Annotated in this window: 22 protein-coding genes; 7 read left to right on the top strand and 15 right to left on the bottom strand. The window is 64.5% G+C overall.

What is annotated here, in order from left to right; translation table 11 throughout:
• Positions 1-91: 91 nt before the first annotated feature.
• Positions 92-997, bottom strand: coding sequence for a sugar phosphate isomerase/epimerase (locus CK218_RS22920; RefSeq protein ID WP_210201077.1), 906 nt, complete (start codon positions 995-997; stop codon positions 92-94).
• Positions 997-2,028: a Gfo/Idh/MocA family oxidoreductase gene (locus CK218_RS22915; protein WP_095828974.1), complete on the bottom strand. Its 1,032-nt coding sequence runs from the start codon at positions 2,026-2,028 to the stop codon at positions 997-999. The genes CK218_RS22920 and CK218_RS22915 overlap by 1 nt, the downstream gene beginning before the upstream one ends.
• A gap of 190 nt (positions 2,029-2,218) precedes the next feature.
• On the opposite strand from CK218_RS22915, the gene CK218_RS22910 reads away from it, so the two are divergent.
• Complete coding sequence (locus tag CK218_RS22910) at positions 2,219-3,244, top strand: LacI family DNA-binding transcriptional regulator (RefSeq protein ID WP_095828973.1); 1,026 nt, start codon at positions 2,219-2,221, stop codon at positions 3,242-3,244.
• A 245-nt stretch (positions 3,245-3,489) separates the two neighbouring features.
• A complete protein-coding gene (locus tag CK218_RS22905; RefSeq protein ID WP_095829014.1) occupies positions 3,490-4,971 on the top strand; it encodes an esterase-like activity of phytase family protein in 1,482 nt (493 codons plus the stop codon).
• Positions 4,972-5,209: 238 nt separating this feature from the next.
• On the opposite strand, the gene CK218_RS22900 is transcribed toward CK218_RS22905, so the two are convergent.
• On the bottom strand, positions 5,210-6,418 hold the full coding sequence (locus CK218_RS22900) for an MFS transporter (protein ID WP_095828972.1): 1,209 nt from the start codon (positions 6,416-6,418) through the stop codon (positions 5,210-5,212).
• A gap of 140 nt (positions 6,419-6,558) precedes the next feature.
• Here CK218_RS22900 and CK218_RS22895 point away from each other — a divergent pair, with 140 nt between their 5' ends.
• Positions 6,559-7,134: a TMEM175 family protein gene (locus tag CK218_RS22895; protein ID WP_095828971.1), complete on the top strand. Its 576-nt coding sequence runs from the start codon at positions 6,559-6,561 to the stop codon at positions 7,132-7,134.
• A gap of 7 nt (positions 7,135-7,141) precedes the next feature.
• Here CK218_RS22895 and CK218_RS22890 read toward each other — a convergent pair whose 3' ends face one another.
• A complete protein-coding gene (locus CK218_RS22890) occupies positions 7,142-7,423 on the bottom strand; it encodes a hypothetical protein (protein WP_095828970.1) in 282 nt (93 codons plus the stop codon).
• A gap of 149 nt (positions 7,424-7,572) precedes the next feature.
• On the opposite strand from CK218_RS22890, the gene CK218_RS22885 reads away from it, so the two are divergent.
• Positions 7,573-8,439 carry an SDR family NAD(P)-dependent oxidoreductase gene (locus CK218_RS22885; protein ID WP_095779029.1) on the top strand — a complete coding sequence of 289 codons (867 nt, stop codon included), beginning with the start codon at positions 7,573-7,575 and terminating at the stop codon, positions 8,437-8,439.
• Here CK218_RS22885 and CK218_RS22880 read toward each other — a convergent pair.
• The 3 genes from CK218_RS22880 to CK218_RS22870 form a co-directional block, all read right to left on the bottom strand.
• The gene (locus tag CK218_RS22880) at positions 8,426-8,941 is read right to left on the bottom strand and encodes a low affinity iron permease family protein (protein ID WP_066990799.1); all 516 of its coding nucleotides are present in this window, start codon (positions 8,939-8,941) and stop codon (positions 8,426-8,428) included. The genes CK218_RS22885 and CK218_RS22880 overlap by 14 nt on opposite strands.
• Positions 8,942-9,191: 250 nt before the next feature.
• Entirely contained in the window at positions 9,192-9,833 is a 642-nt protein-coding gene (locus CK218_RS22875; protein WP_095779030.1) for a DapH/DapD/GlmU-related protein, read from the bottom strand.
• A gap of 65 nt (positions 9,834-9,898) precedes the next feature.
• Positions 9,899-10,327, bottom strand: a complete 429-nt coding sequence (locus tag CK218_RS22870; protein WP_095779095.1) for a CreA family protein — start codon at positions 10,325-10,327, stop codon at positions 9,899-9,901.
• 351 nt (positions 10,328-10,678) lie between these two features.
• On the opposite strand from CK218_RS22870, the gene CK218_RS22865 reads away from it, so the two are divergent.
• The 3 genes from CK218_RS22865 to CK218_RS22855 all read left to right on the top strand — a co-directional run bounded on the left by CK218_RS22865 (position 10,679) and on the right by CK218_RS22855 (position 14,154).
• On the top strand, positions 10,679-11,263 hold the full coding sequence (locus CK218_RS22865) for an SCO family protein (protein WP_095829013.1): 585 nt from the start codon (positions 10,679-10,681) through the stop codon (positions 11,261-11,263).
• Between the two features lie 77 nt (positions 11,264-11,340).
• Positions 11,341-12,213, top strand: a complete 873-nt coding sequence (locus CK218_RS22860; protein WP_095828969.1) for a 50S ribosomal protein L11 methyltransferase — start codon at positions 11,341-11,343, stop codon at positions 12,211-12,213.
• A 96-nt stretch (positions 12,214-12,309) separates the two neighbouring features.
• Positions 12,310-14,154 carry an aminopeptidase P family protein gene (locus CK218_RS22855; RefSeq protein ID WP_095828968.1) on the top strand — a complete coding sequence of 615 codons (1,845 nt, stop codon included), beginning with the start codon at positions 12,310-12,312 and terminating at the stop codon, positions 14,152-14,154.
• Between the two features lie 3 nt (positions 14,155-14,157).
• Here the strand turns inward: CK218_RS22855 and CK218_RS22850 are convergent, their stop codons facing one another.
• The 8 genes from CK218_RS22850 to ftsZ all read right to left on the bottom strand — a co-directional run bounded on the left by CK218_RS22850 (position 14,158) and on the right by ftsZ (position 24,096).
• Positions 14,158-14,454, bottom strand: coding sequence for an AzlD family protein (locus CK218_RS22850; RefSeq protein ID WP_066990781.1), 297 nt, complete (start codon positions 14,452-14,454; stop codon positions 14,158-14,160).
• Positions 14,451-15,179, bottom strand: coding sequence for an AzlC family ABC transporter permease (locus tag CK218_RS22845; RefSeq protein WP_066990778.1), 729 nt, complete (start codon positions 15,177-15,179; stop codon positions 14,451-14,453). The genes CK218_RS22850 and CK218_RS22845 overlap by 4 nt, the downstream gene beginning before the upstream one ends.
• A 104-nt stretch (positions 15,180-15,283) precedes the next feature.
• Positions 15,284-15,970 carry a TIGR02453 family protein gene (locus CK218_RS22840; RefSeq protein WP_095828967.1) on the bottom strand — a complete coding sequence of 229 codons (687 nt, stop codon included), beginning with the start codon at positions 15,968-15,970 and terminating at the stop codon, positions 15,284-15,286.
• Positions 15,970-18,177, bottom strand: coding sequence for an NAD-dependent DNA ligase LigA (ligA, locus tag CK218_RS22835; RefSeq protein WP_095828966.1), 2,208 nt, complete (start codon positions 18,175-18,177; stop codon positions 15,970-15,972). Before ligA ends, CK218_RS22840 begins: the two co-directional genes overlap by 1 nt.
• A 139-nt stretch (positions 18,178-18,316) precedes the next feature.
• The gene (gene recN / locus CK218_RS22830) at positions 18,317-19,990 is read right to left on the bottom strand and encodes a DNA repair protein RecN (RefSeq protein ID WP_095828965.1); all 1,674 of its coding nucleotides are present in this window, start codon (positions 19,988-19,990) and stop codon (positions 18,317-18,319) included.
• A gap of 8 nt (positions 19,991-19,998) precedes the next feature.
• Entirely contained in the window at positions 19,999-20,868 is an 870-nt protein-coding gene (locus tag CK218_RS22825; RefSeq protein ID WP_066990991.1) for an outer membrane protein assembly factor BamD, read from the bottom strand.
• 201 nt (positions 20,869-21,069) lie between these two features.
• Positions 21,070-22,017, bottom strand: a complete 948-nt coding sequence (gene lpxC, locus CK218_RS22820; protein ID WP_066990765.1) for a UDP-3-O-acyl-N-acetylglucosamine deacetylase — start codon at positions 22,015-22,017, stop codon at positions 21,070-21,072.
• 423 nt (positions 22,018-22,440) lie between these two features.
• A complete protein-coding gene (gene ftsZ, locus CK218_RS22815) occupies positions 22,441-24,096 on the bottom strand; it encodes a cell division protein FtsZ (protein WP_095828964.1) in 1,656 nt (551 codons plus the stop codon).
• Positions 24,097-24,113 lie beyond the last annotated feature (17 nt).

Raw genomic sequence — 24,113 nt, 5'->3', positions numbered from 1 at the left:
ACGTTCCTCCCTTTTGGTCCCTCGCAACAGAGGGTTTCGACGATTGCTTCGGCCGTAGTCTTGGTGGCCGGCTCCTCCCGCCGGCCGGTCCTCACACCGGATTGGGCAGGTAGCTGGCTCCTCCCCTGCACTGCTTCAGATAGCCCAGCGCCTGCGCCTGACCGGTCATCTCGAGGTCGCCGCGATAGACCGGGTCGTGCCAGCCTTCGATGTCGATGGCGCCCTTGTAGCCGGCCAGCCGCAAATCGCTGATCACCCGGGTCCAGTCGCTGTCGCCGAAGCCGGGGCTGCGCATCTGCACGAAAGGCAGGCGTCCGAACACGCCGTGCTCGCGGATCACGTCCCAGCGCACGGTCGCGTCCTTGCCGTGGACGTGGAAGATGCGCGGCGCCCATTTGCGGATCTGCGGAATCGGGTCGATCAGATAGACGAGCTGGTGGCAGGGTTCCCATTCGAGCCCGAGATTGTCGTCGGGCAATTCGTTGAACATCAGCTCCCAGGCGTCCGGGTTGTGGGCGATGTTCCAGTCGCCGCTCGCCCAGTTGCCGTCCATCGCACAGTTCTCGAAGGCGATGCGCACGCCCTTGTCGGCGGCGCGCCTGGCCAGCGGCCCCCAGACCTCGCGGAAACGGGGCAGGCTGTCGGTCAGCGGTTTGCCGCGCAGCCGGCCGGTGAAGCCGCAGACCATCGTGGTGCCGAACAGATGTGCGTTGTCGATGACGGTCTCCCACGCCGCGAGCACGCCGCGGTCGACCTCGCCGTTCTCCAGCGGATTGCCGAACACGCCGATCGATGAGACGGCGACGTCCGCATCGCCGATCGCTTCGCGGATTTCGCCCGCCAGGCGCTTTAGGTCCTTGCCGCCCAGCGTCTGCCAGAAAAAGGGCTGGATGCTCTCGAAGCCGAGCGGCAGGATCTGTTTCACATAGGCGGCCGGGTCGTCTAGATTGGCTCGCACCATGGTGCCGATCCTGATGTCGAGAAGCGGGTTCGGCATCACGGCGTTTCCTTTGCGATTGCGACGCGGCGTCCGGTCTCTGCGCTTTCGATGGCGCCAAAGACCATGGCTAGGCTTTTGATGTTGTCGGTGCCGCGCGTCTCCGGTTCGGTGCCGGTCTCGATCGCGCGCATGAAATCCTGGATGATGCCGAGATGGCCGTCGACTCTGTCGGCCGCGTCGAGCGCCGGCACCTCGATCGACTGGGTCTTGTCGATGATACCGTCGCGGCCGGACGCAACCACCTCGGCCTTCAACCCGTCATGCCCGTCCCACAACAGGCTGCCGCGCTCGGCGACGATGCGCCAGCTGCCTTCCCAACTCGTGCGGAAACCGTCCGCGCACCAGGAGCCGGCATAGGTGAAGACCTTGCCGCCGCCGAAATCGAACACCGCGCTGGCCGACGAGCCCTGACGGTACCAGGAATTGGCAGGCTCCCACTCCTGGCAATAGACGCCGGCCGGTTCGCCGGCGACCATGTAGCGGGCGGCGTCGAACGTGTGGATCGCCATGTCGAGCAAAAGCACGTGGCGCATCTCCTCGCGAAAGCCGCCGAAGTGCGGCGCGACGAAGAAGTCGGCATGGATGCTGGTCGGCTTGCCGATGGCGCCGGAGGCCAGGAACCGCCGGATCCGCCTGACATTGGCGACATAGCGCCGGTTCTGAACCACGGCATGGACCCGCCCCGCGCGGCGCGCCGCTTCGATGATGGCGCGCGCATTTTCTGGGCTGTCGGCAAGCGGCTTTTCGGTGAGCAGATGGCAGTTATGGGCAAAGGCCGAAAGCGCGACCTCGCGCCGCGCAGCAGGAACCACGACATCGAACACGGCATCGGGCCGGGTCTGATCGAGAACGGCATCGAGGCTGGTGCCGATGACGGCACTGGGGAGCTCGTACTCGCGCGCCCTCGCCTGCGCCCGCTCGGCATCGAGATCGACAAGGCCGGCAATGGCAAGCCCGTCGATCTGCCTCGCGGCATCGAGCCAGTGCCTGCTCATGGCTCCGCACCCGACCAGGACGACCTTCATCATCCAGCGCTCCTCCTCCGCTCGGCCCCTCCAGGCCGAGTATCACGGCATTTGCGGCTTCACCGATTTCCGTAAACGTTTACGAGAACACACCCGATGGCGTAGAATGTCAATCACCTGCTCGCGAAAATCGACATGCACTGCTTGGCCTGAAGGACGGCCGGTGCTAGCGAAGTCAGGGGGAGAACCTGCCTTGGCGTCCAGCATCCACGATCTCGCGCGTCACCTGAACATTTCGATCGGCACCGTGTCGCGCGCGCTGAACGGCCGCGCCGACGTCAATGCGGAGACGCGCCAGCGCGTGCTGGAGGCTGCCAGGAAGCTGAACTATTCGCCCAACCAGTCGGGCCGCAGCCTGCGCCAGGGCGCCACCCGCTCGATCGCCTTCATGCTGCAACCGCATCCCGGCGACCAGCAATATGGCGAGCCGTTCTTCATTCCATTCCTGACCGGCCTGCAGGCGCGGCTCGCCGAGCATGACCTGGATCTGATGGTCGTCATGGGCGAGCCCGGCCAATATCAGCAGGAGAGGCTGCGCCGCGTGGTTGAGACGCGCCGGGCCGACGCGGTCGTGTTGGCCAATACACGGCGGGAAGACGATCGGATCGACTATCTGAGCAAGGCCGGCTTTCCCTTCGCCACGCTTGGCCGAAGTCAATCCGGCGGCGACACCTATCCTTCGCTCGATATCGATTTCGAGAGGGCGGGTGATGAAGCCGTCGACCGGCTGGTCGCGCGCGGCCACCGCCGCATAGCTGCCATCCGCCCTTCGCTTGATCTCAACTTCGGCTACCTGTTCCTCGACGGCTACCGCAAGGCTCTGAAGCGGCACGGCATCGAAGTCGACCCCGGCCTGATCGCCGACGGCTTCATCAACGAGACCGGCGGCTACCAGGTGACGCCGCGTATCATGCTCTCCAAGGACCGGCCGACAGCCATCATCTTCAACAATGACGCGATGGCGCTCGGCGGCTGCAAGGCACTGGCCGAGATGGGCATCAGGCCCGGCCACGATATCGCGGTGATCGTCATCGTCGACACGCCGCTCTGCCGCTATTTCTCGCCGACGCTGACCGCCTTCCGTCCGGCGCTGGAGCCGATGGGCCGGCGGCTGGCCGAGATGCTGCTGGCGTCACTCCCGGCCCATGCCGGTCCGGAGGGGCCACGCACAATCCGCGAAGTCTGGCCGCTGGAGCTCGTCGCGCGCGAGAGCGATTGAGCACCCTCTCCTTCTCCCCTTGCGGGAGAAGGTGTCGCCGAAGGCGACGGATGAGGGGTGCTCCAGGGAAAGCCAACGTCTCGCTCCGCTGGAACACCCCTCATCCGTCTCGGCGCTGCGCGCCGATCCACCTTCTCCCACATGGGGAGAAGGAAGGAGCCCCACTCCTGTCACGCAAGTATCATGTTCGCGTCCTAGACCCGATGTCTTGCCATTCCGGCTCTGCTCGTCACATGGGGGACATCATGAAGCACCTCAACCGAACCGTCGCGCTTGGCGCGGCACTCGCCCTGTTCACCGTCCTCAGCCCTGCGCTCGCCGAGGGTGTTGGCTATGTCAACAAAGGGCTAGTCGGCGTTGGCCGCATCCCCGCCAGCCAGAAGGACAAGCTCGGCGAGACCTTTGGTTCGGGCTCCGGCATGGCGATCGACGCCGAGAGCTGGGCGCGTGACGGCGCCGGCTACAAAGGCTCGCTCTGGCTGCTGCCGGACCGCGGCTACAACGTCGCCGGCACCACCGACTACCGGCCCCGCTTGAACACCATTGCAATCGAGCTGACCCCGACCGCTCCGGGCGCGGCGCCCGCCGCCGGCCAGGAACAGTCGGGCGTCAAGACAACGCTCGCCGACACCATGCTTCTGACCGACGACAAGGGCGCCGACGCCACCGGCCTCGACCCGCTCAACGGCGTGCGCCCCGCTGCCGGCGACATGCCGATCCTGCCGCAGGCCGACAACGGCAAGCTTTCGCTCGACGACGAGGCGATCGTGCGCCTGCCCGACGGCACCATGTTCATTTCCGACGAATATGGCCCCAACATCTATCGCTTTTCGGCCGACGGCCGCCTGATCTCGGCGACGCAGCCGCCGGCGGCCCTGGTGCCGATGCGCCATGGCAAGCCGAACTTCGCTTCCGACAATCCTGGCCCGGGTGCCGCCGAGCCGGATCCCAAGGATCCCGAGACCGGCCGCCAGAACAATCAGGGCCTCGAAGGCATGTCGATGACGCCGGACGGCAAGTTCCTGATCGTCGTGCTGCAGTCGGCGCCGCGCCAGGATGGCGGCGATTCCGGCTCGACCCGCCGGCATGCCCGCGCGCTGGTCTATGACGGCTCCGACCTTGCCCACCTCAAGCTGGCGCACGAATATGTCGTGCCGCTGCCGGTGTTCAAGGACGCCAAGGGCAAGACCAAGGTGGCCGCGCAGAGCGAGATCGTGGCGCTGTCCGACAAGAGCTTTTTGATGCTGGCACGCGACAGCGGCAACGGCCAGGGGCTGAAGGACGCCGAGTCGGTCTACCGCAAGATCGAGATCGTCGACCTGTCCGCGGCCACCGATATCGCCAACGGCCCATTCGACGCCGCCGACAAGCCGGTTGCGCCGAAAGGCGTGCTCGATCCGTCGGTGACGCCGGCCAAGCTCACCTCGTTCATCGACATCAACGACAAGGGCGAACTCGGCCGTTTCGGCCTGCACAACGGCGCGCCGAACGACAGGAACAACCTCTCGGAGAAGTGGGAGGCGATGTCGCTGGTGAGCGTGCTGGACCCGAAGCTGCCCGACGACTATTTCCTGTTCGTCGCGAACGACAACGACTTTCTGACCCAGGACGGCTTCCAGGTCGGCGCCCCGTACAAGGCCGAGGATGGCGCCGATGTCGACACCACCTTCCTGGTCTATCAGGTTACCCTGCCCGGCCTGTCGGGGAACAGTCTCGCCGCAAACTAGTTGCGAAGGCATCTGGCCCAGCCCCAACGGATGCAGAAGCATCAGGCTGCGATACCATCGCGGGCCTGATGCATCTTCGGTGCCCGCCATGGACGACAACAAGCCCGCTCGCCGGGGACCGGCGACCTGACAAGCGGCCCCATCTCCGAAGACCCTCCGGCCGCAGGCGAGCCGCTGGACACCGGGTTCGGCGTGCCGCGCCGGCGCGCCAATCTCGTCGAGACACCGAAAGGGTGAACTATCGCGCGTATCTGGCGCCGAACCCGAGCGCCACCAGCGAGAAGATGGTGATCATGCCGGCGAAGGCCAGGCTTGCCACCGTCGCGCTCGTCCAACCCGACAGCACGCCGATGCCGATGACCGGCAGCGCATTGCCGCAGAAGCAGCAGATGAAGAAGGCCGAGACCACTTCGGCGCGTCGGTCGCCCGGCGCGATCTGGTTCACCACCTGCAGGCCACCGCGATAGCCGAGTGCCGCCGCCACGCCGCAAAAGCCTGTGGCAACGATCATCATCGTCATGGAGGCGAAGGCCTGCGCCGCGACGATCAGCGCCACGGTCGGGACCATCAGAACTAGCGCGGCGAGCATCGTGAAGCGACTGGACAGGCGCGCTGTCGCCAGGATCGCCGCCGCTGCCACGATCGACAGTTCGAAGAACAGCCCGCCGGCCTCGGCGTGGTTGGTCGCATGGAGCTGCTGTGCCAGAATGCTTGGCGCGAGCGCGGCGTAGAAACCGACCAGCGCCATGGCGCCGAAGCCGGTCACCGCCGGCGCCACGAATTGCGCGCGGATTTTGTCGGGGACCGAAAGCCGCGGCTGCATTGAGACGTCGGAGAGTCGTCCGGGCCTGGAGACTGTTTCCTGAGTGCGCCAGATCAGCAGCGTGATCAGCGCAAGCAGGACCAGATAAACGGCAAATGTCAGCCTGAGCGGCCAAGGCGCGTATTGGGCGAGCAATCCCGACATCAGTGCGCCGGCCCCGAGACCGACGAAATTGGTGCTGGTAGCGATGACAGCCGCGCGTGACTTGTCCTCCCCTTCGATCAGCTCAGCGAGCCAAGCGGTGCCGGTTCCCGCGCCGATCCCGATGCCGAGCCCGCTGAGGATACGGGCGATGTCGAGCCACATCAGGTTTTCAGCCAAGAGGAAAAACAGCGCGCTGACCACGGCCACGCCCATCGCCGCCATGGCTGCCGGACGGCGACCGATGACATCCGACAATCGGCCGAAAAACAGAAGTGCGGCCAAATTGCCGACCACATAGACGGCATAGACCAATGTCAGGGTGATCTGCGAGAACCCGAAGGCTTGTTTATAGATGACATAGAGTGGCGTCAGAGCCGTGCTGCCGGCAAACAGTGCAGCTATCATAGCGGCAACCGCGGCTCTTGCGACACCGCCGCCAAGTTCGTTGTCGCGCTTCATGGTTTGAGTGTAGCCGGCCATCGCGACCTCCGCTTGGTTGCAAGCCCAACGTCCGCGCAATTGCGGCTGTTCCGAATGCCGAACGCTCTCCTGACAGTTATGGCAGTATGGTCTCGCGCGAAATCCTCCCGTAACGTTCGTTAAACGAGGAGGGAAGAACCATGGGCAAGGGCCGGGTCGAAGCCTTCACCGATGGCGTTGTCGCTATCATCATCACGATCATGGTGCTGGAGCTTAAAGTGCCGCATGGCGAGGACCTTGCCGCGCTGGCGCCGCTTTGGCCGATCTTCTTCTGCTACGTCTTGTCCTTCATCAATGTCGGCATTTACTGGAACAATCTGCACAACATGTTCCATACCGTGCAGCGTGTCGACGGCCGGGTGCTGTGGGCCAACCTCAACCTCCTGTTCTGGCTGTCGCTGATGCCGGTGACGACCGCCTTCATGGGCGAGAACCACTTCGCCCCGGTGCCGGTCGCCGTCTACGGCATCGACCTCGCGCTTTGCGCCGTTGCCTATACCATCCTGGTCTTCAAGCTTCGCCACCTGCACGGTGCCGACACTACCTTCGCCAGAGCCGTGGGCCATGACCGCAAGGGTAACATTTCGCTGGCGTTCTACATTGCCGCCATTCTGCTGACCTCGTTCAGCCAGTGGATCAGCGTGGCGATCTACGTCCTGGTGGCAATTATCTGGTTCACTCCGGACAGGCGGTTCGAGCGTCTCGTGGAAAGATAGCGGGTTCTTACTGCCGCATCGCTTTCAGTTTTTCTGCCGCCGAGGCGGCAAGGTCGGCATAGCGCTCTTCCAGCCGCTCTGCGGCCTTGATGACGGGAAAGTCATGGCCGAACTTCTCCAGCGCCAGGCGCAGCTTTTCCGCGAAGTCCGCCTGTTGCTCCAGTGCCGAAAACAGGGTCTTGACCTGCGCCTCGCTGATATCGGGGTTGGCGAGCATCTTCGGCACATCCCGGCCCATCTCTTCGCCGGTGGCGGTCTGCTCCTTCAGGATTCTGATCCAATCGGTCAATGCCGAACTCCTTTTCCGGCAGCATGCGCGGGGCAAGCTGCTGCGGTCAACCCATTGGCGGTACCGCCGTCGATCATTGCAGCGATCAAGGCTTGCCTCGCCCCTGACCGGCGTTAAGTTCGGCTCGACCCGGAATAAGGACATCAACCATGACCAGCGACGCCGAAATCCAGACCGCCCTGCCCGCTTTCGCCTCCGGCAATGTCGCCGTCATCACCGGCGGCGCCAGCGGCATAGGCCTGGCCGCCGCGAAGCGCTTCGCGGCCATGGGCATGAAGACCGTGCTTGCCGACATAGGCGGCGTGCGCCTCGACCAGGCCCGGCAGGCGGTCGCCGTCATTGCCGGGGACGATGCCGTTCTCCCTATCCCCACCGACGTCTCCAAGGCCGAGGAAGTCGACCGGCTCGCGGACCTCGCCTACGGTGCATTCGGTGCGATTTCGGTAATGATGAACAATGCCGGCGTCGGCAACAATCCCGGCAAGCCGTGGGAAAATCGTGAAGCCTGGAAACGGCTGCTGGACATCAATTTCTGGGGCGTCGTGCATGGTGTCGAGGCCTTTGCGCCGCGCATGCTGGCTGCGGGCGAGCCCGGCCTGATCATCAACACCGGATCCAAGCAAGGCATCACCACGCCGCCCGGCAATCTCGCCTACAACGTCTCCAAGGCGGGCGTGAAGACCTTCACCGAGGGCCTGGCCCATGCGTTGCGCAACGAGCCTGGAGCGAAGCTTTCCGCGCATTTGCTGATCCCCGGCTTCACCTATACCGGCCTGACCGAGGGCGCGACGGAAAAGCCGGCCGGCGCCTGGACGGGCGAGCAGGTGATCGATTTCATGCTGGCATCGCTCAAGCAGGACGACTTCTACATCCTTTGCCCGGACAACGAGGTCGCTCGGCCCATGGATGAAAAGCGCATGGCCTGGGCGATCGGCGACATCATCGAAAACCGCCCCGCTTTGTCGCGCTGGCATCCGGATCACAAGGACGCTTTCGCCGCCTTTATGAACCGCTGACGGGCCGTTCAGGCGGCGCCTTCCTCTTAGAGCTTGCCTTCCGTGGCACGGTCTTGTTGGCGGCCGCCTCAGCGATCTTGCGGTCGCGCCCGGAACCGTTTTTTATCGTCATAGCCTGCTTGGCCGCTGTTTCGGCGATTTTGCGGTCGTGCCGTTTTGCCGCCGCTTCGCATTTGGCGCGGATCTCCTCGACCTCCGATTCCGTCAGGTGCTCGATGCCGATGAAATGGTTGTGGGCCTCGCTGACGCGAATCAACTCGTCGAGCTTGGTCTGGATTGCGGCGCCATCGCGGTTCTGCGTGTTCTGGATCAGGAACACCATCAGGAAGGTGATGATGGTTGTCCCGGTGTTGATCACCAGTTGCCAGGTATCCGAGAAGCCGAAGACCGGGCCAGTCGCGGCCCAGATCACTACGATCAGAACGCAGACGGCAAAAGTCAAAGGCATACCGGCCAGGTGAGCCACCCAATTGGCAACCTTGGTGAAAAGCTTTTCGATCATCCAGTCCTCACAAAACGCAAGAGCGCGGCATTTCGAGAGAAACAAGGGCCGGCCTCTCCGGTTCCCGCCGACCCGATTTTCCGCCTGCAATCGCATACACGCGAGAGGCGCATGCCGACGAAAAAACACCTTATGCGTTGTTGCCATGGTGCCGGTGCAGGTCGAAAAGCCTGCTCGTTCCGCTTCACGGCGGCTTACCTCCGGCCCCTTCAGCTGCTCCCCCCGCATGGCGGAGGGGCGCTTCACGGGTTCAGGTCGCGGCGTTTTCCCAACGATCGAGGAAGGCCTCGATCGGCAACGACTGCATGTCCGGGATCGCCCTGGCGAGTTTTTCCGGCGTCCAGTCCCACCAGGCGAGGTCTTCAATGCGCGCCGCCACGTCGGCGCTAAAGCGCTGGCGCAAGGGTTTGGCCGGAACGCCGGCGACGACAGCGTAAGGCGGCACATCCTGCGTCACCACCGCGTTGGCACCGATGACGGCACCATTGCCGATCGTGATGCCTGGCATGATGACGGCGCCATGGCCGATCCAGACATCGTGCCCGATGCTGACCGGCTTTGCCTGCCGCCGCTCTCGAAATGCCGCGTCGACGCCAAGCCAGCGGAAATATTCGTTGGGCCGGTAGCTCACCTTGTGCTGGGTCAGCCGCTCGATCGGATGCTCGAGCGCGTTGATACGGCTGTTGGCGGCGATGGAGCAGAACTTGCCGATCGTCGTGTAGATCGCTTCCGAATGACGCTCGAAATAGGAAAAATCGCCGACCGTCACGTCGCGCAGGATCACCCGCTCGCCGACCGATGCATAACGGCCAAGCTTGCACCCCTTCAGCTCCGCGGTCGGATGGATGCGCGGCTCGGGATCTTTCGCGACGAGATGTTCAGGACGATCCATGGCGCGGCTTTACGCCCGAGCGATTGGCCCCGCAAGCGTGACCAATCATCCGGGCGGATCGGAGCCTATTGCGGCTTGCCCTTGGTCCACACGACGTTCTGGCCATAGAGCGGCACGGTCGTGACCGACATCTTCGCCGAGCCGTTCTGCACCTGGCGCGAGTGCGAGAGATAGATCAGCGTCTCGTTCTTCTTGTCGTAGATGCGGTTCACCACCTGTTTCTTCCAGATCAGGCTGAGGCCCTGCTTGAACACCTCTTCGCCGCGCTCGCTCATGTCGATGTCGCCGATGGTGATCGGTCCGGTCTGGCGGCAGGAGATCGACGAGTCCGACGGATCCTCGAACCAGTTGCCCTTGTGCAACCGATCGATGATGCTGCGGTCGAAATAGGCGACGTGGCAGGTGACGCCGTCGACCTTTGGATCCTTGATCGCGTCGATCATGATGTCGTTGCCGACCCAGTCGACGCCGACCTTGCCGACCTCGTCCGCCATCGCTGCGCCGGCGCCGAGGGCAATGCAGGCGGCAATCAAGCCGATCAGTTTTCGCAAGGCAGCCTCCTCGGGTTTGCGTTTAGCCGATGTCAGGTGGGATAAGACTGCCCAGTTTGCAACCACGTTCCCGTGTCATTGGAGCAGCGTTCGACATTTGTATTGCGACGCGCCTCATGCTTGATACAAGCGCCGGTATCCTTGCGGCATCGCGACACCTTTGAGTCATTCTTTCAAATAACTATGGTGATACGAGCATGAACCGCGGTTTCAATAAACCATCGACAAGCCGCTGTTCCGAACACTCCTCTAGCTCGCCTTCGGCAGACAGACATGGCTAACCAACCCTCGCCCATAATGCGATTCATCCTCGTAGGCATCTTGGTGCTGATGGTTGCGATCACTGGCGTTATGACATTCCAGTGGTACAGGAAATTGTACAGTAGCGAGCCCTACGGCGCACCGTTCACACTGATCGACCAGAAGAACGCGCCGATCACCGAGGCCGCGTTCCGGGGCCACCCAAGCGTGGTCTTCTTCGGCTTCACGCATTGTCCGGAAGTCTGCCCGACAACGCTGTTCGAAATGGCCGGCTGGCTGAAGACGATGGGCGACAGCGGCAAGAACCTCAACGCCTACTTCGTCACGGTCGACCCGGAGCGGGACACGCCGCAGATCATCAATTCCTACGTCGGCAACTTCTCCGACCGCATCACCGGCATCACCGGCGATCCGGACAAGGTGCATGCAATGGCCAAGGCCTTCGGCATCTATTGGAAGAAGGTCGACACCGGCGACGGCGATTACACGATGGACCACACGGCCTCCGTGCTGCTCCTCAACGCCAAGGGCGAGTTCGCCGGCACCATCGCCTATGGCGAAAGCGCCGACACGGCTATTGCGAAGCTGAAGCGGCTCGCAGCAGGCGGCCAGGCGTGATCCCGAACCGAAGGTTTGCGTAGTAACAAGTGGAACCGGTTCTCGGAAATGATCACGCTCAAACATGATTCGCCCTGATGGGGCAGACCAGGTTCCATTTCACCGCGGGCAAGGCCGAGGCTGACCGCATCTTCGCGGCGCTTGATGCAGCCTTCGAGGACGAAGGCCTGCCGCTTGCCCTGCTGGAGGTCGACGAGGCCAATGACATCCACGAAGTGTCGCTCTATGCCGATGGCAATGTCGATGCCGTCGCAGTCCGGATCAACCGCATACTCGCGGACCTCGCCCTGCCGAAGCCGGTCGAGCGCGAGGCGCTCCCCGACATCGACTGGGTTGCACGCTCGCTCGAAGGACTGAAGCCGGTCCGCGCCGGGCGTTTCTTTGTCCACGGCGCGCATGATCGCGACAAGCGCCGCAGCGGTGACCTCGCCATTGAGATCGAGGCGGGTCTTGCCTTCGGCACCGGCCATCACGGCACCACGGCCGGCTGCCTCGAACTGCTGGAACAGGTGGTGCTGCGCGAACGCCCCGGCAACGCGCTCGACCTCGGCACCGGCAGTGCCGTGCTGGCGATAGCGCTGGCCAAGCTCGCGCACATTCCGGTGCTGGCGACCGACATCGATCCGGTCGCCGTTCGCGTCGCTGCGACCAATGCGCGACTCAATCACGTGAAGGCGCTTGTCGAGACGGTGACGGCGCCCGGCTTCCACCATCCGATCTTCGCCAGGCGCGCGCCCTTCGACCTCATCGTCGCCAATATCCTGGCGCGCCCGCTGATGCGGTTGGCGCCCGAGATGGCCAGGCACATCAGGCTCGGCGGCTCGCTGGTGCTCTCCGGCATTCTCGACCGTCAGCGCGATGCGGTGATCTCGGCCTATGTCGGCCAGAGCTTCCGCCACGTCCGCACCTTGCACCGCGAGGGCTGGGTGACCATCCACCTCAAGCGCTGAAAACCGGACTGTTCAAAACTGGCCCTGTCGAAATCGATTCCGGTTTCGAAGACCTTGAGCTACGGTCGCACGAGCCATTCCAGGAGATGCGGCAAAATGTTCCAGACCTTTGATTCCGCCGGCGATCCGGCTGTCGGCAAGCCGCGCGTGGCGACGCTGCGCCAATGGCTGGCCGAGAACAAGCTGGACGGCTTCATGGTGCCGCGCGCCGACGAGCATCAGGGCGAATATGTCGCCGACCGCTCGGCCCGGCTGAAATGGCTGACCGGCTTTTCCGGCTCAGCGGGCGTCGCCATCATACTGCGCGACCGCGCCTTCATCTTCGTTGACGGCCGCTACACGCTGCAGGTGCGCAATGAGGTCGATCTTTCGATCTTCACCGTCGAGAGCCTCGTCGACAATCCGCCGGCCTCCTGGATCAAGGACAAACTCGGCAAAGGGGCTAGGCTCGGCTTCGACCCTTGGCTGCACACGATCGGCGAGATCAAGGCATTGAAAGCCTCGGCCGAGCAGTCCGGCGCGACACTGGTGCCGCTCGACAAGAATCCGATCGACATCATCTGGGAAGATCAGCCCGAGCCGCCGCGCGCACCCGTGGAACTCCATCCGATCGCCTTCGCCGGCGAACTCGCCAAGGACAAGCTGGCGCGGCTGGCGGGCGCGATCGAAAAGGAGGGCGCGACGCACGCCGTGCTCACCGACCCTTCTTCCATCGCCTGGGCCTTCAACATCCGCGGCGGCGACGTGGCGCATACGCCGCTGGCGCTCGGCTTCGCCATTCTTGCCGCCGACGGCAAGCATCAACTCTTCATGGACCAGCGCAAATTTTCGCGCCAGGTCGCGGCCTATCTCACCCAGCTCGCCGATCCGTACGATCCCGGCGCGTTCGAGGCAGCCGTCGCTGAGCTTGCCAAGGACGGCGCAAAAATCGCGCTCGATCCCGTGCTGGCGGCGGAAAAGCTCAAGATGCTGGTCGAGGGCAATGGCGGCACCGTTGTCCCTGCGCCAGACCCCGCCCGCATTCCGCGCGCCACCAAGAACCAGGCCGAGGTCGCCGGCAGCCGCGCCGCGCATCGTCGCGACGGCGCCGCAGTCGCCAAGCTGCTCTGCTGGCTCGACCGGCAGAAGCCGGATACGCTCGACGAGATCGACGTCGTGACCAAACTCGAGGAGGTGCGGCGGCAGACCGGCGAGGAAACGCAGATGCCGCTGCGCGACGTCTCCTTCGACACGATTTCCGGCGCCGGCCCGAACGGCGCCATCATGCACTACCGCGTCTCCCGCGCCACTAGCCGCAAGCTCCAAAGCGGCGAGCTGTTCCTGCTCGATTCCGGCGGACAATACCAGGACGGCACCACCGACATCACCCGCACCGTGCCGATCGGCCTGCCGACTGAGGAGATGCGCGAGCGCTTCACGCTGGTGCTGAAGGGCATGATCGGCATCTCGACGCTGCGCTTTCCGGCTGGCACGCGCGGTTCGGAAATCGATGCCGTTGCCCGCGTGGCGCTGTGGAAGCACGGCTGCGACTTCGCCCACGGCACCGGCCATGGCGTCGGCTCATACCTGGCCGTGCATGAGGGCCCGCAGCGCATTGCCCGCACCGGCACCGAGAAACTGCTTGCCGGCATGATGCTGTCCAACGAGCCGGGCTATTACAAGGAAGGCTCCTACGGCATTCGCATCGAGAACCTGATCCTGGTCACGCCTGCCGAGCAGATCGAGGGCGGCGACATCGCCATGCACGGCTTCGAGACGCTGACGCTGGCGCCGATCGACAAGCGCCTCATCCGCAGCGACTTGCTGACCCGCGACGAGTTGCACTGGCTCGACCAGTATCACGCGCGGGTTCTGGCCGAGATCGGTCCGATGGTGGACGGCGAGACGCTGGCCTGGCTGGAGAAAGCCACGGCGCCGCTGCCGCACGACGCCAAGATCTGACTTCTAGCCGACGAACTGCCTGGCGACGATCAGCACCGCCGCGCCGCCCAGAAACATCGCCATCAGGCCGCCGCGCAGCGACACCAGCGCGGTGACGATCAGCGCTGCCCATTCGGCCGGTCCGGCGCCGAGCGCGGCAGGCGCCACAAGTGTCGTCAGCACAGCGGCCGGCACGGCGTTGAGGCCGGCCTCGACGCGCGGGTGGACGGTCTCGAAGCGCGAGATGACGAGATGGCCGCCAACACGGGTGAGATAGGTGGCGACGGCGCCGGCGAGGATGATCCAGAAGGTCGTGCTCATGTGCGCTTCCCCACGCCGCTATGATGCGGCGGCAGAATGACCGCCAGAAGGACGCCGGCAATGGCGCCGATCGAGACATGCCACGGCGAGCCGACCGTCTTGTAGGCGACGATCGAGGCGGCCGCGCTGGCGACGACCACCGGCAGCCACAGCGGCCGTTTGCGGAAGCCGAGAACCAGGCCGAGGAAATAGATCGGCAGCAGGAAATCGATGCCCAGCGCATGGGTATCCGGGATCATCTTGCCGAAGACCGCGCCGAGCGCGCTTTCGGCCACCCAGAACACATAGACCGGCAGGCCGAGCCCGAGATACCAGACGAACCCGACCGATCGGCCGGAGGCCGCGCGCGCCTCGGCCACGGCATATTGCGGATCGGTCAGGATGAAATAGCCTAGCGCCTGCTGCAGCAGCGGCCAATGCGCCATGCGCCGGCCGATGCCGGCGGAATAGAGCACGTGACGGAAATTCACCGCGAAGATCGAGAGCACGATCAGCCAGGGCGCGACATGCTGGCCGAACAATTCGATGCCGACCATCTGGCTGGCGCCGCCGAAGATCAGCGCGCTCATGAGGAATGCTTCCAGGACCGAAAACCCGTTGTCCACGGCAATCGCGCCGAACAGGATCGCGAACGGCGCTGAGGCGACCACGACCGGCATCGACAACCGCACGCCGTCCCAGAAATCGCTCCTCGCACGGCTTTCGGAGATTGCTTCCGCCGTCATCCAACTGCTCCCTTGAACGGCTTGATTTAGGGAGCGTCGCCCCGCTTGTCACACCAATTCGCTTGAGCCGACGATCAGCGGAACTGATTGCCGGGCTTGAGCGCTCAGGCAGCCTTGCCCTGGATCGCCCTGCCCCAATCGAGCAGCGGATTGGCGCACAAGGTGAAGCCGACGAGATCGTCAACCAGCGCCGCCATGTAGATGGTTTCGGGATCAATATCATGCCGCACGACGAAATGGCGGTTGCGGACGGCTTGCGCGAGATCGGCTTCGCTGACGTCCTCGAAACCGCGCGGCGCCCGCTTCAGGCAATCTTCCCTATCCAGCTCCAGCCCAGCCTTTTTCAGCGCTGAAACCATGGCGCGGAAGGCGGCCGGCTTCGTCACGATCGCCTTGCGCATCGCCTGCAGCAACTCCGGTCCGGGCTGCCACCAGGCGACGCCGGCAAAGCAGCGCTCAAGCCCGATATGCACATAGAATACGCCCTGCTCCATCTTGGTGCCGTCGGGCGACAGGATTGCCGACAAATGCCGATTGTAGGGGCGCTTGTCCTTGGAGAAGCGAACGTCGCGATTAATGCGGAACAGCGACTTCTTGCGGTCGCCGCGCAGGCCAAGCCTCGCCGCGGCGAAACGCTCGCTGAGTGCCTCGATGAGATCGCAGAACGGTTCGTGCAGCTCACTCTCGTACAGGCCGCGGTTTTCCTGGAACCATTCGCGGCTCTGGTGGAAGTCGAGCGCCTTGAGGAACGGAATGGCCTTCTCGCCAAAACCCTTGAACGCTCCGGCCATCAGCCGCCCCTGCCGATGCGCTGCAGCCAGGTGTCCTCGTCGATCACCTCGATGCCGAGATCGCTCGCAACCTTGAGCTTGGACCCGGCGCCCGGACCCGCCACCACCAGATCGGTCTTGGCCGAAACCGAGCCGGCGACCTTCGCCCCCAGGCGCTCCGCCATCGCCTTGGCCTCGGAGCGCGTCATCTTTTCCAGCGTGCCGGTAAACACCACCGTCTTGCCGGAAACTTCGCTGCCGGTCGAGATCTCGACCACATAGGGCTTAGGATGGACTTGCGCCAGCAGCGCATCGAGCACGTCGTCATTGCGCTCATTGCCGAAGAAATCGCGCAAGGCGTTGATGACGGTGTCGCCGATGCCGTTGATCGACGGGAACACGTCATGCGGATCCTGCGCCTTCGCCGTCTCTTTGCCGACGCGGATCAGTTCCTCGATGGTCGAGAACTGGCGGGCAAGCACCGCCGCCGTGGTCTCGCCGATATGGCGGATGCCGAGCGCGAAGATGAAGCGGTCGAGCTCCGGCTCGCGGCGCGCGTCGATGGCTGCGAACAGCTTGTCGAGGCCTTCGTAGTTGCGATCTTCGACGCTGCGCACATTCTTGCGCGTCTTGCCCGATGCGGCCTCGCGCAGTCTCGCCTGCTCCTCACGCCGCTCCGCCAGCGCCTTGGTGACGGCCGGCCGGCGGTCCTTCAGCGTGAAGATGTCGGCGGCGGTCTTGACCAACCCGGCATTGAAGAACAGGTCGATGTTTTCGGCGCCGAGGCCCTCGATATCGAGCGCGCCGCGCGACACGAAGTGGCGCAGCCCCTCCACGGCCTGCGCTGCGCAGATCAGCTCGCCGGTGCAGCGGCGCCGCGAATCCTCCTTGCCGGTCTTCTCGTTGATCTCGCGCGTCGCCGGAGAGCCGCAGACCGGGCAGGTGTGCGGGAACTCATACGGCACCGCATCGGCCGGCCGCTTGTCGACGACGACCCTGACGATCTGCGGGATGACGTCCCCTGCCCGCTGGATCACCACCGTGTCGCCGATGCGAACGTCAGTGCCATCGCGGATCGGCTGCCCATTGCTGTCAAAACCCTTGATGTAATCTTCATTGTGCAGCGTGACGTTTTCCACCACCACGCCGCCGACCGTCACCGGCGCCAGCCGCGCCACCGGCGCCAGCGTGCCGGTGCGGCCCACCTGGATGTCGATCTTCTCGACCGTCGTCATCGCCTGTTCGGCCGGGAATTTGTGGGCAACTGCCCAGCGCGGCTCGCCGGTCACAAAACCCCAGCGGCGCTGCAGCTCGAGCTGGTCGACCTTGTAGACGACGCCGTCGATGTCGTAGCCCAGCGAAGAACGCTGCTCCTCGATCCGATGATAGTGCGCGATGAGGTCGTCGATCGACTTCGCCCGCACCATCAGCGGACTGACCTGGAATCCCCATTCCTTGAATTTCTGCACGGAATCGTACTGGGTCGGAGCGGGATCCGCCGTCGTGTAGCCCCAGGCATAGGCGAAGAATTTCAGATTGCGGCTGGCGGTGACGGCTGGATCCTTCTGGCGCAGCGACCCGGCCGCCGTGTTGCGGGGATTGACATAGTCCTGGCCGCCAATAGCTGCCGAGCGCTGCTTCAAAGCCTCGAACTCCGCGTAGGTCATGTAGACCTCGCCGCGGATTTCGATGACCTCCGGCCAGCCCGAGCCCTGCAACTTCTTCGGGATGTCGGCGATGGTCTTGAGATTAGCGGTGATGTCCTCGCCGACCGCGCCGTCGCCGCGCGTCGCGCCTTGCACGAAGATGCCGTTTTCATAGCGCAGCGATGCCGACAGCCCGTCGATCTTCGGCTCCGCCGTGAAGGCGATATCGAGGTCCTTGTCGCGGTCGAAGAAGCGCCGGCCACGCTCGATGAAATCGGCCACGTCCTGGTCGGTATAGGCCTTGGCGAGGCTCAGCATCGGCACGGCATGCCGCACCTTGGTGAAGCCTTCCGCCGGCGGCGCGCCGACCCGACGCGACGGCGAATCCTCGCGAACGAGATCGGGAAAGCGCCCCTCGATGGCAAGGTTGCGCCGCGCCAGTGCGTCGTATTCGGCGTCCGAAATCGTGGGCGCATCCTCCATATGGTAGCGCCGGTCGTGCTCGGCGATCTCCGCCGCCAGCCGCTTCAGCTCCTCCGCGGCCTCGCTTTCGCTCAGCGAATCGACTGGTTTTTCAGACATGAAGCGCGGTCCTCGAATTGTGGCGGGCCACTATAAATCAGGATTCGGTATGGAGGAGTCCGCTTGCGCAAAAATCATTGCCGAACAGCAGGATGCAGCCACCTGCTGACTCGGCATTCCAGCCGGGGAATCAAGAAGCCTAGGCTGCCGCCGTGTTCTCGCGCAGCAACCGCTCGGCGGCGGCGCGCGCTTCATCGGTGATGGTGGCGCCGGCCAGCATGCGCGCGATCTCTTCCTGGCGCGCCGCGCGATCCATTTCGGCAACGCCGGTTGCGACACGGTCCTTGCCGCCGGACTTCGAGATTAGAAAATGCGTCGCGGCGCGCGCCGCCACTTGCGGCGCATGCGTGACCGAAAGCACCTGCACCCGCTTCGACAGCCTCGCCAGCCGCTGGCCGATGGCGTCGGCCACGGCGCCGCCGACGCCGGTGTCGATCTCGTCGAAGACCAGGGTTGGCGCCGAGCCGCGGTCGGCAAGCGCCACCTTCAGCGCCAGAAGGAAGCGCGACAGCTCGCCGCCGGACGCAACCTTCATCATCGGCCCGGGCCGTGTGCCCGGATTGGTGCGCACCCAGAACTCGACCTGGTCGATGCCTTCTTCCATGCGGCTTTCGGCATCGCTCACCATCTCGACGATGAACTCCGCCCGCTCGAGCTTGAGGGCCGGCAGCTCGGCCATCACCGCCTTGGTGAGGCCCGCCGCCGCCGCATGGCGTAGCGAAGAGAGCTGCGCCGCGGCTATTTCGTAAGCTTCGCGCGCGGCGGCGGCTTGTTTTTCAAGCCCGTGCAGGCGTTCCTCGCCCGCATCGAGATCGGCAAGGTCGGCCGCCATCGTGTCGCGCAGCTGCGCCAGATCGTCGACGGCGACATTGTGCTTGCGTGAGGCCGCGCGCAGCGAGAACAGCCGCTCTTCCGCCTTTTCCAGTCGCTGCGGATCGTATTCGGTGGCGCGTAGTGCTATCTGGACGCCGGACTGCGCCGCGTCGAGCGAGATCATTGCCTCGTCCAGCGACTTCACCACATCGTCGAGCAGGCCCGGCACCTCACCCGATTTGCGCTGCAGCCGCCTGAGCAGGCTGGCGAGCTGCGGCAGGGGCGAAGACGGCCCCGACAGCACATCCTGCGCATCGTGGATCTCGGACGCGATCTTTTCGGCGCGCATCATCTGCGCGCGCAATTCGGCAAGCTCGGTCTCTTCGCCCGGCTGCGGATCGAGCTTCGCCAACTCGGCGACCGAGGCCCTGAGATAATCGGCCTCGCGCGCCGCCGCCTCGACCTTGGCGCGGTGCCGCGTAAGTTCCTGCTCGCAGTTCCGCCAATAGCGCCAGGCTTCGCCCGCGCCGCGCACGGCGCCGAGATGGCCGCCGAAACTGTCCAGCAATTCGCGGTGGGCCCCGGGATCGACGAGCGCCCGCTCGTCATGCTGGCCGTGTATCTCGACCAGCGCGCGGCCGACGTCGCGCATCAGGGTCACGCTGGACGGCTGATCATTGACGAAGACGCGGGTACGTCCGTCGGCGGTCTGCACGCGGCGCAGGATGATGTCGCCATCATCCTCGATGTCGTTGTCGGCAAGCAGCGCGCGCGCCGGGTGGTTGCGCGGCACGTCGAACACGGCGATGACCTGGCCCTGCGCCGCGCCATGGCGGACGAGCGAAGCGTCGCCGCGCGCGCCAAGCGCCAGCGACAGCGCATCGAGCAGGATGGATTTGCCGGCGCCGGTCTCGCCGGTCAGCACCGAAAGCCCCGGCAAGAAGTCGATGTCCAGCTTCTCGATCAGGACGATATCGCGGATCGACAGTCTGGACAGCATCAGAAGTGTCAGGCGCCGGTGATCAGCTTCCCGGCCTTGGAGATCCACGACCCGGCATTCTCGCGCGGTTCAAGCCCGTTGCTCTGCAGGAGCTTGTAGGAATCCTTGTACCACTGGCTGTCCGGATAGTTGTGGCCGAGCACCGCTGCGGCTGTCTGCGCTTCCGAAGTCAGGCCCATCGCGTAGTAGGCTTCGGTCAGTCGCGCGAGCGCCTCCTCGACGTGGCGCGTGTTGGAGTAGTTCTCGACCACGGTGCGGAAGCGCTTGACGGCGGCGATATATTCGCGGCGTTCCAGATAGTAGCGGCCGATCTGCATCTCCTTGCCGGCGAGCTGGTCGGTGGCGAAGCGGATCTTGTCCTTGGCGTCGTCGACATATTCGGAATTCGGCCAGCGGGTCACCAGGTCCTGCATGGTCTGCACCGTCTGGCGCGCTTCCTTCTGGTCCTGGGTGACGTCCTTGATCTGCCGGTAGTAGCTCAAGCCGATGATGTACTGCGCATAGGCGGCATCGTCGGTTGACGGATAGAGCGTCAGGTAACGTTTGGCGGAACCGATCGCCTCGTCATAGTTGCCGGCGCGATAATCGGCGAAGGCGCCCATCACCATCGATTTGCGGGCGAATTCCGAGTAGGGATGCTGGCGGTCGACGGCGTCGAACTTCTTGCTCGCCTCATCGAGGCGGCCGGCATTCAGATTCGCGAGGCCCTGGTTGTAGAGAACGTCTGCGGGTTCGGTGTGGTCGACATAGGTCGCCAGATTGACGTCCTTCTCGGACGACATGCAGGCCGACAGCATGAGCGACGGGGCGACCAACGAAAACGCCAGGAAAACAGCCCGATACGGCGCCTTCGATTGACCAACTCGCGAAAAAAACATGTTTGGATTCCGCCCTTTCGGCGTCGTTTCGGTCCCGGCCGCAGCCATAAACCATTATCCCCTTGCCCGGCAACGCTATGTCCGGCTAATCGCACATTTTTGTGGCGGTTTGGGACCGTGCCCAAAGCCGCTCGATTTCACGGGTTTGTGATGCATTTGCGCAACACCGGCTTCGCTACAAAGCCAGAAAATCGTTAAAAATCAGATGACCCAGGGCGCGTAGACCGGTCCGCTGACGGCGATCATTTCGGCGACCCGGCCGCGCTCGCGGCGCCGCGTCTCGACGATCTCGAAGGCCGTACGGTCCGAAAGCAGGCGGCGCAGCGCCGCCGCGTTCATCCGATGGCCGCCACGATAGGAGCGGAAGCAGCCGATGAAGCGCGCGCCGGCAAGCGCCAGGTCGCCCATGGCGTCGAGCGTCTTGTGGCGGGCGAATTCGTTCGGATAGCGCAGTCCGCCGACATTGATGACGCGGTTGTCGTCGCCGATGACCAGCGAGTTCTCCAGCGACGACCCGAGCGCGTAGCCGGCGGCCCACAGCCGCTCGACATCCTTCATGAAGCCGAAGGTGCGGGCCCGCGCGATGTCGCGGCGGAAGATGTCGGGGTTGATGTCGGAGGCGAAGAGCTGGCGGCCGATGGCCGGGCTCTCGAAGTCGATCTCGACCTCGAATCGCGTGCCGTCATAGGGGCGGAACTCGGCCCAGGATGCACCGGCTTCGACGCGGATCGGCTTGACCACGCGGATATAGCGGCGCTTGACCGAAAGCGTGTCGATCCCCGCCTGGTCGAAGGCTTCGACAAAGGCCACCGCGCTGCCGTCGAGAATGGGGACTTCCGGACCGTCGATCTCGATGATGAGATTGTCGATGCCAAGTCCGAACACCGTCGCCATGAGATGTTCGACGGTTCCGATATGCTCGCCGACCGGATCGCCGAGCATGGTGCAGAGGTCGGTGGCACCGACCTCGGAGACCAGGGCGCGGAACTCGCGGAACTCGCCGCCATTCGCGAGGTGGAACACGATGCCGGTATCGGCGTCGGCGGGCAGGAAATGAACGGTGACGGGCTTGCCGCTGTGGACGCCGGTGCCGGTCAGCGTCACGCGCGCCTTAACTGTCGTCTGATAGTCGTGCAAGACAAACCCCATAAGCCCAAACCGCCTGTGTCCGCTTGTCAGCCTTAGGCATTATCGGCCCGACGGATCATCTGGCCTGCGCGCAAAAGCGGCGAATGAGCAAGGCAGCGGCTCTGATAATATCGGCAGGCAGGGCCAACTCCCCGAATCCCGGCAAACCGACTTTAGTCCGACGCGAAGATAGTGGCCCGTCCAGGAGACTCCAAATCACGGTTTCTTACCCCGTGTAACCGCTGCCCCGAACGAAGAAACACTCGTAATCCGTTGTTTCTCCACAACTTTTGAAGGCAACAGGCAGACGATCTCTCGCCCGCCTGTTAACAGCTGTTATATATCGTTAGTGCATGTTCTGCCCGAAAGTGCGCAGCGGTTTTGGGAGAACGACATTATCAAACATTGCTTAAAGCGCGGCGCGTAGACGGCGCGCTTTAACGATTAGTTCGCCTGGCGACGCAGGAACGCTGGGATCTCCAGCTGGTCGTCTTCCTGCACCGTGCGGCTTTGAGGCGTGAGGCGCCCCTGGTCGTCGAGTTGGCCGCGGCGCGGCGCATAGACCTGCGGGTCCTGGCTGGCGAGGCGGCGCATTTCCGGTGCCGCCTGGCGCAGTTTCGGCTCGCGCGGCTGCGCCGGCTGCAGCCGGGCCGGCTCTTCCTCGCGGCGGGTCAGGCCGTTGGTCAGCCGCTTGATCAGCCCCATCGGTCCGCTGTTCTCATGATCCGCAGGGCGGCTCTTGGCCTCCACCTCGGCCCTCACGACCGGTGGAAAGTCCTCGACGCGCGGCATGCGCTGCGGCGCCGCCGCCATCGGCTGCGGCATCTCGCGCTGCGGCGCGGGCTGCATGACCGGCTGCTGGGCGATCGGGTGCGGCTGAGGCTGGGCCGGCGGAGCCTGGAAGATCTTGCTCTGCGGGCGGAAGTCGTCGACCGGCGCGGGGCGCGGCTGTGCCATCGCGGCGGCGTTCGCCTCTGCAAGCTGGATCGCCTCGGCAACCGGATCGACGGCCCGCGGCTCGTAGGCCTGCTGCTGAACCGGTGCGGGACGGCTTTCCTGAACAGGTGCCGCGGGACGGGCGACCGGCTTCTGCGGCGCGCGGATGGAGATTGGCGCCGCGGCGATTTCGGCTGCCGACTTGTCGATGCCGGTAGCGACCACCGAGACGCGGATCACGCCTTCCAGTTCCTCGTCGAAGGTGGCGCCGAGGATGATGTTGGCGTCCTGGTCGACCTCCTCGCGGATCCGGGTCGCGGCTTCGTCGACCTCGAACAGGGTGAGGTCACGGCCGCCGGTGATCGAGATCAGCAGGCCCTTGGCGCCCTTCATCGAGGTCTCGTCGAGCAGCGGGTTGGCGATCGCGGCCTCGGCGGCGGCCATGGCGCGGCCCTCGCCCGAAGCCTCGCCGGTGCCCATCATCGCCTTGCCCATCTCGCGCATCACCGAACGGACGTCGGCGAAGTCGAGATTGATCAGGCCTTCCTTGACCATCAGGTCGGTGATGCAGGCAACGCCGGAGTAGAGCACCTGGTCGGCCATGGCGAAGGCATCGGCGAAGGTGGTCTTGTCGTTGGCCAGCCGGAACAGGTTCTGGTTGGGGATGACGATGAGCGTATCGACGCATTTCTGCAGTTCCTCGATGCCCATGTCGGCCGTCTTCATGCGGCGCTGGCCCTCGAAATGGAACGGCTTGGTGACGACGCCGACGGTGAGGATGCCCTTCTCGCGCGCCGCGCGGGCAACGACAGGTGCAGCGCCCGTGCCGGTGCCGCCGCCCATGCCGGCGGTGACGAAGCACATATGCGTGTTGGACAGATGATCGATGATCTCGTCGATGCATTCTTCCGCCGCCGCGCGGCCGACTTCCGGCTGCGAGCCGGCGCCGAGGCCTTCCGTGACATGCGCGCCAAGCTGGATCAGCCGCTCAGCCTTCGACATCGTCAGCGCCTGCGCGTCGGTGTTGGCCACCACGAACTCGACGCCGCGCAAGCCGGCTGTGATCATGTTGTTGACCGCGTTGCCGCCGCCGCCGCCGACACCGAACACGGTGATGCGTGGCTTAAGCTCGGTGATGTCCGGCTTCTTGAGATTGATGGTCATAGTCTCCGTCCTTTGCC

The organism is Mesorhizobium sp. WSM3879 (genome assembly GCF_002294915.1).
Lineage (GTDB): Bacteria > Pseudomonadota > Alphaproteobacteria > Rhizobiales > Rhizobiaceae > Mesorhizobium.
The sequence above is the reverse complement of the archived record's forward strand: the minus strand, read 5'-3'. Positions and strand labels throughout refer to the sequence as shown.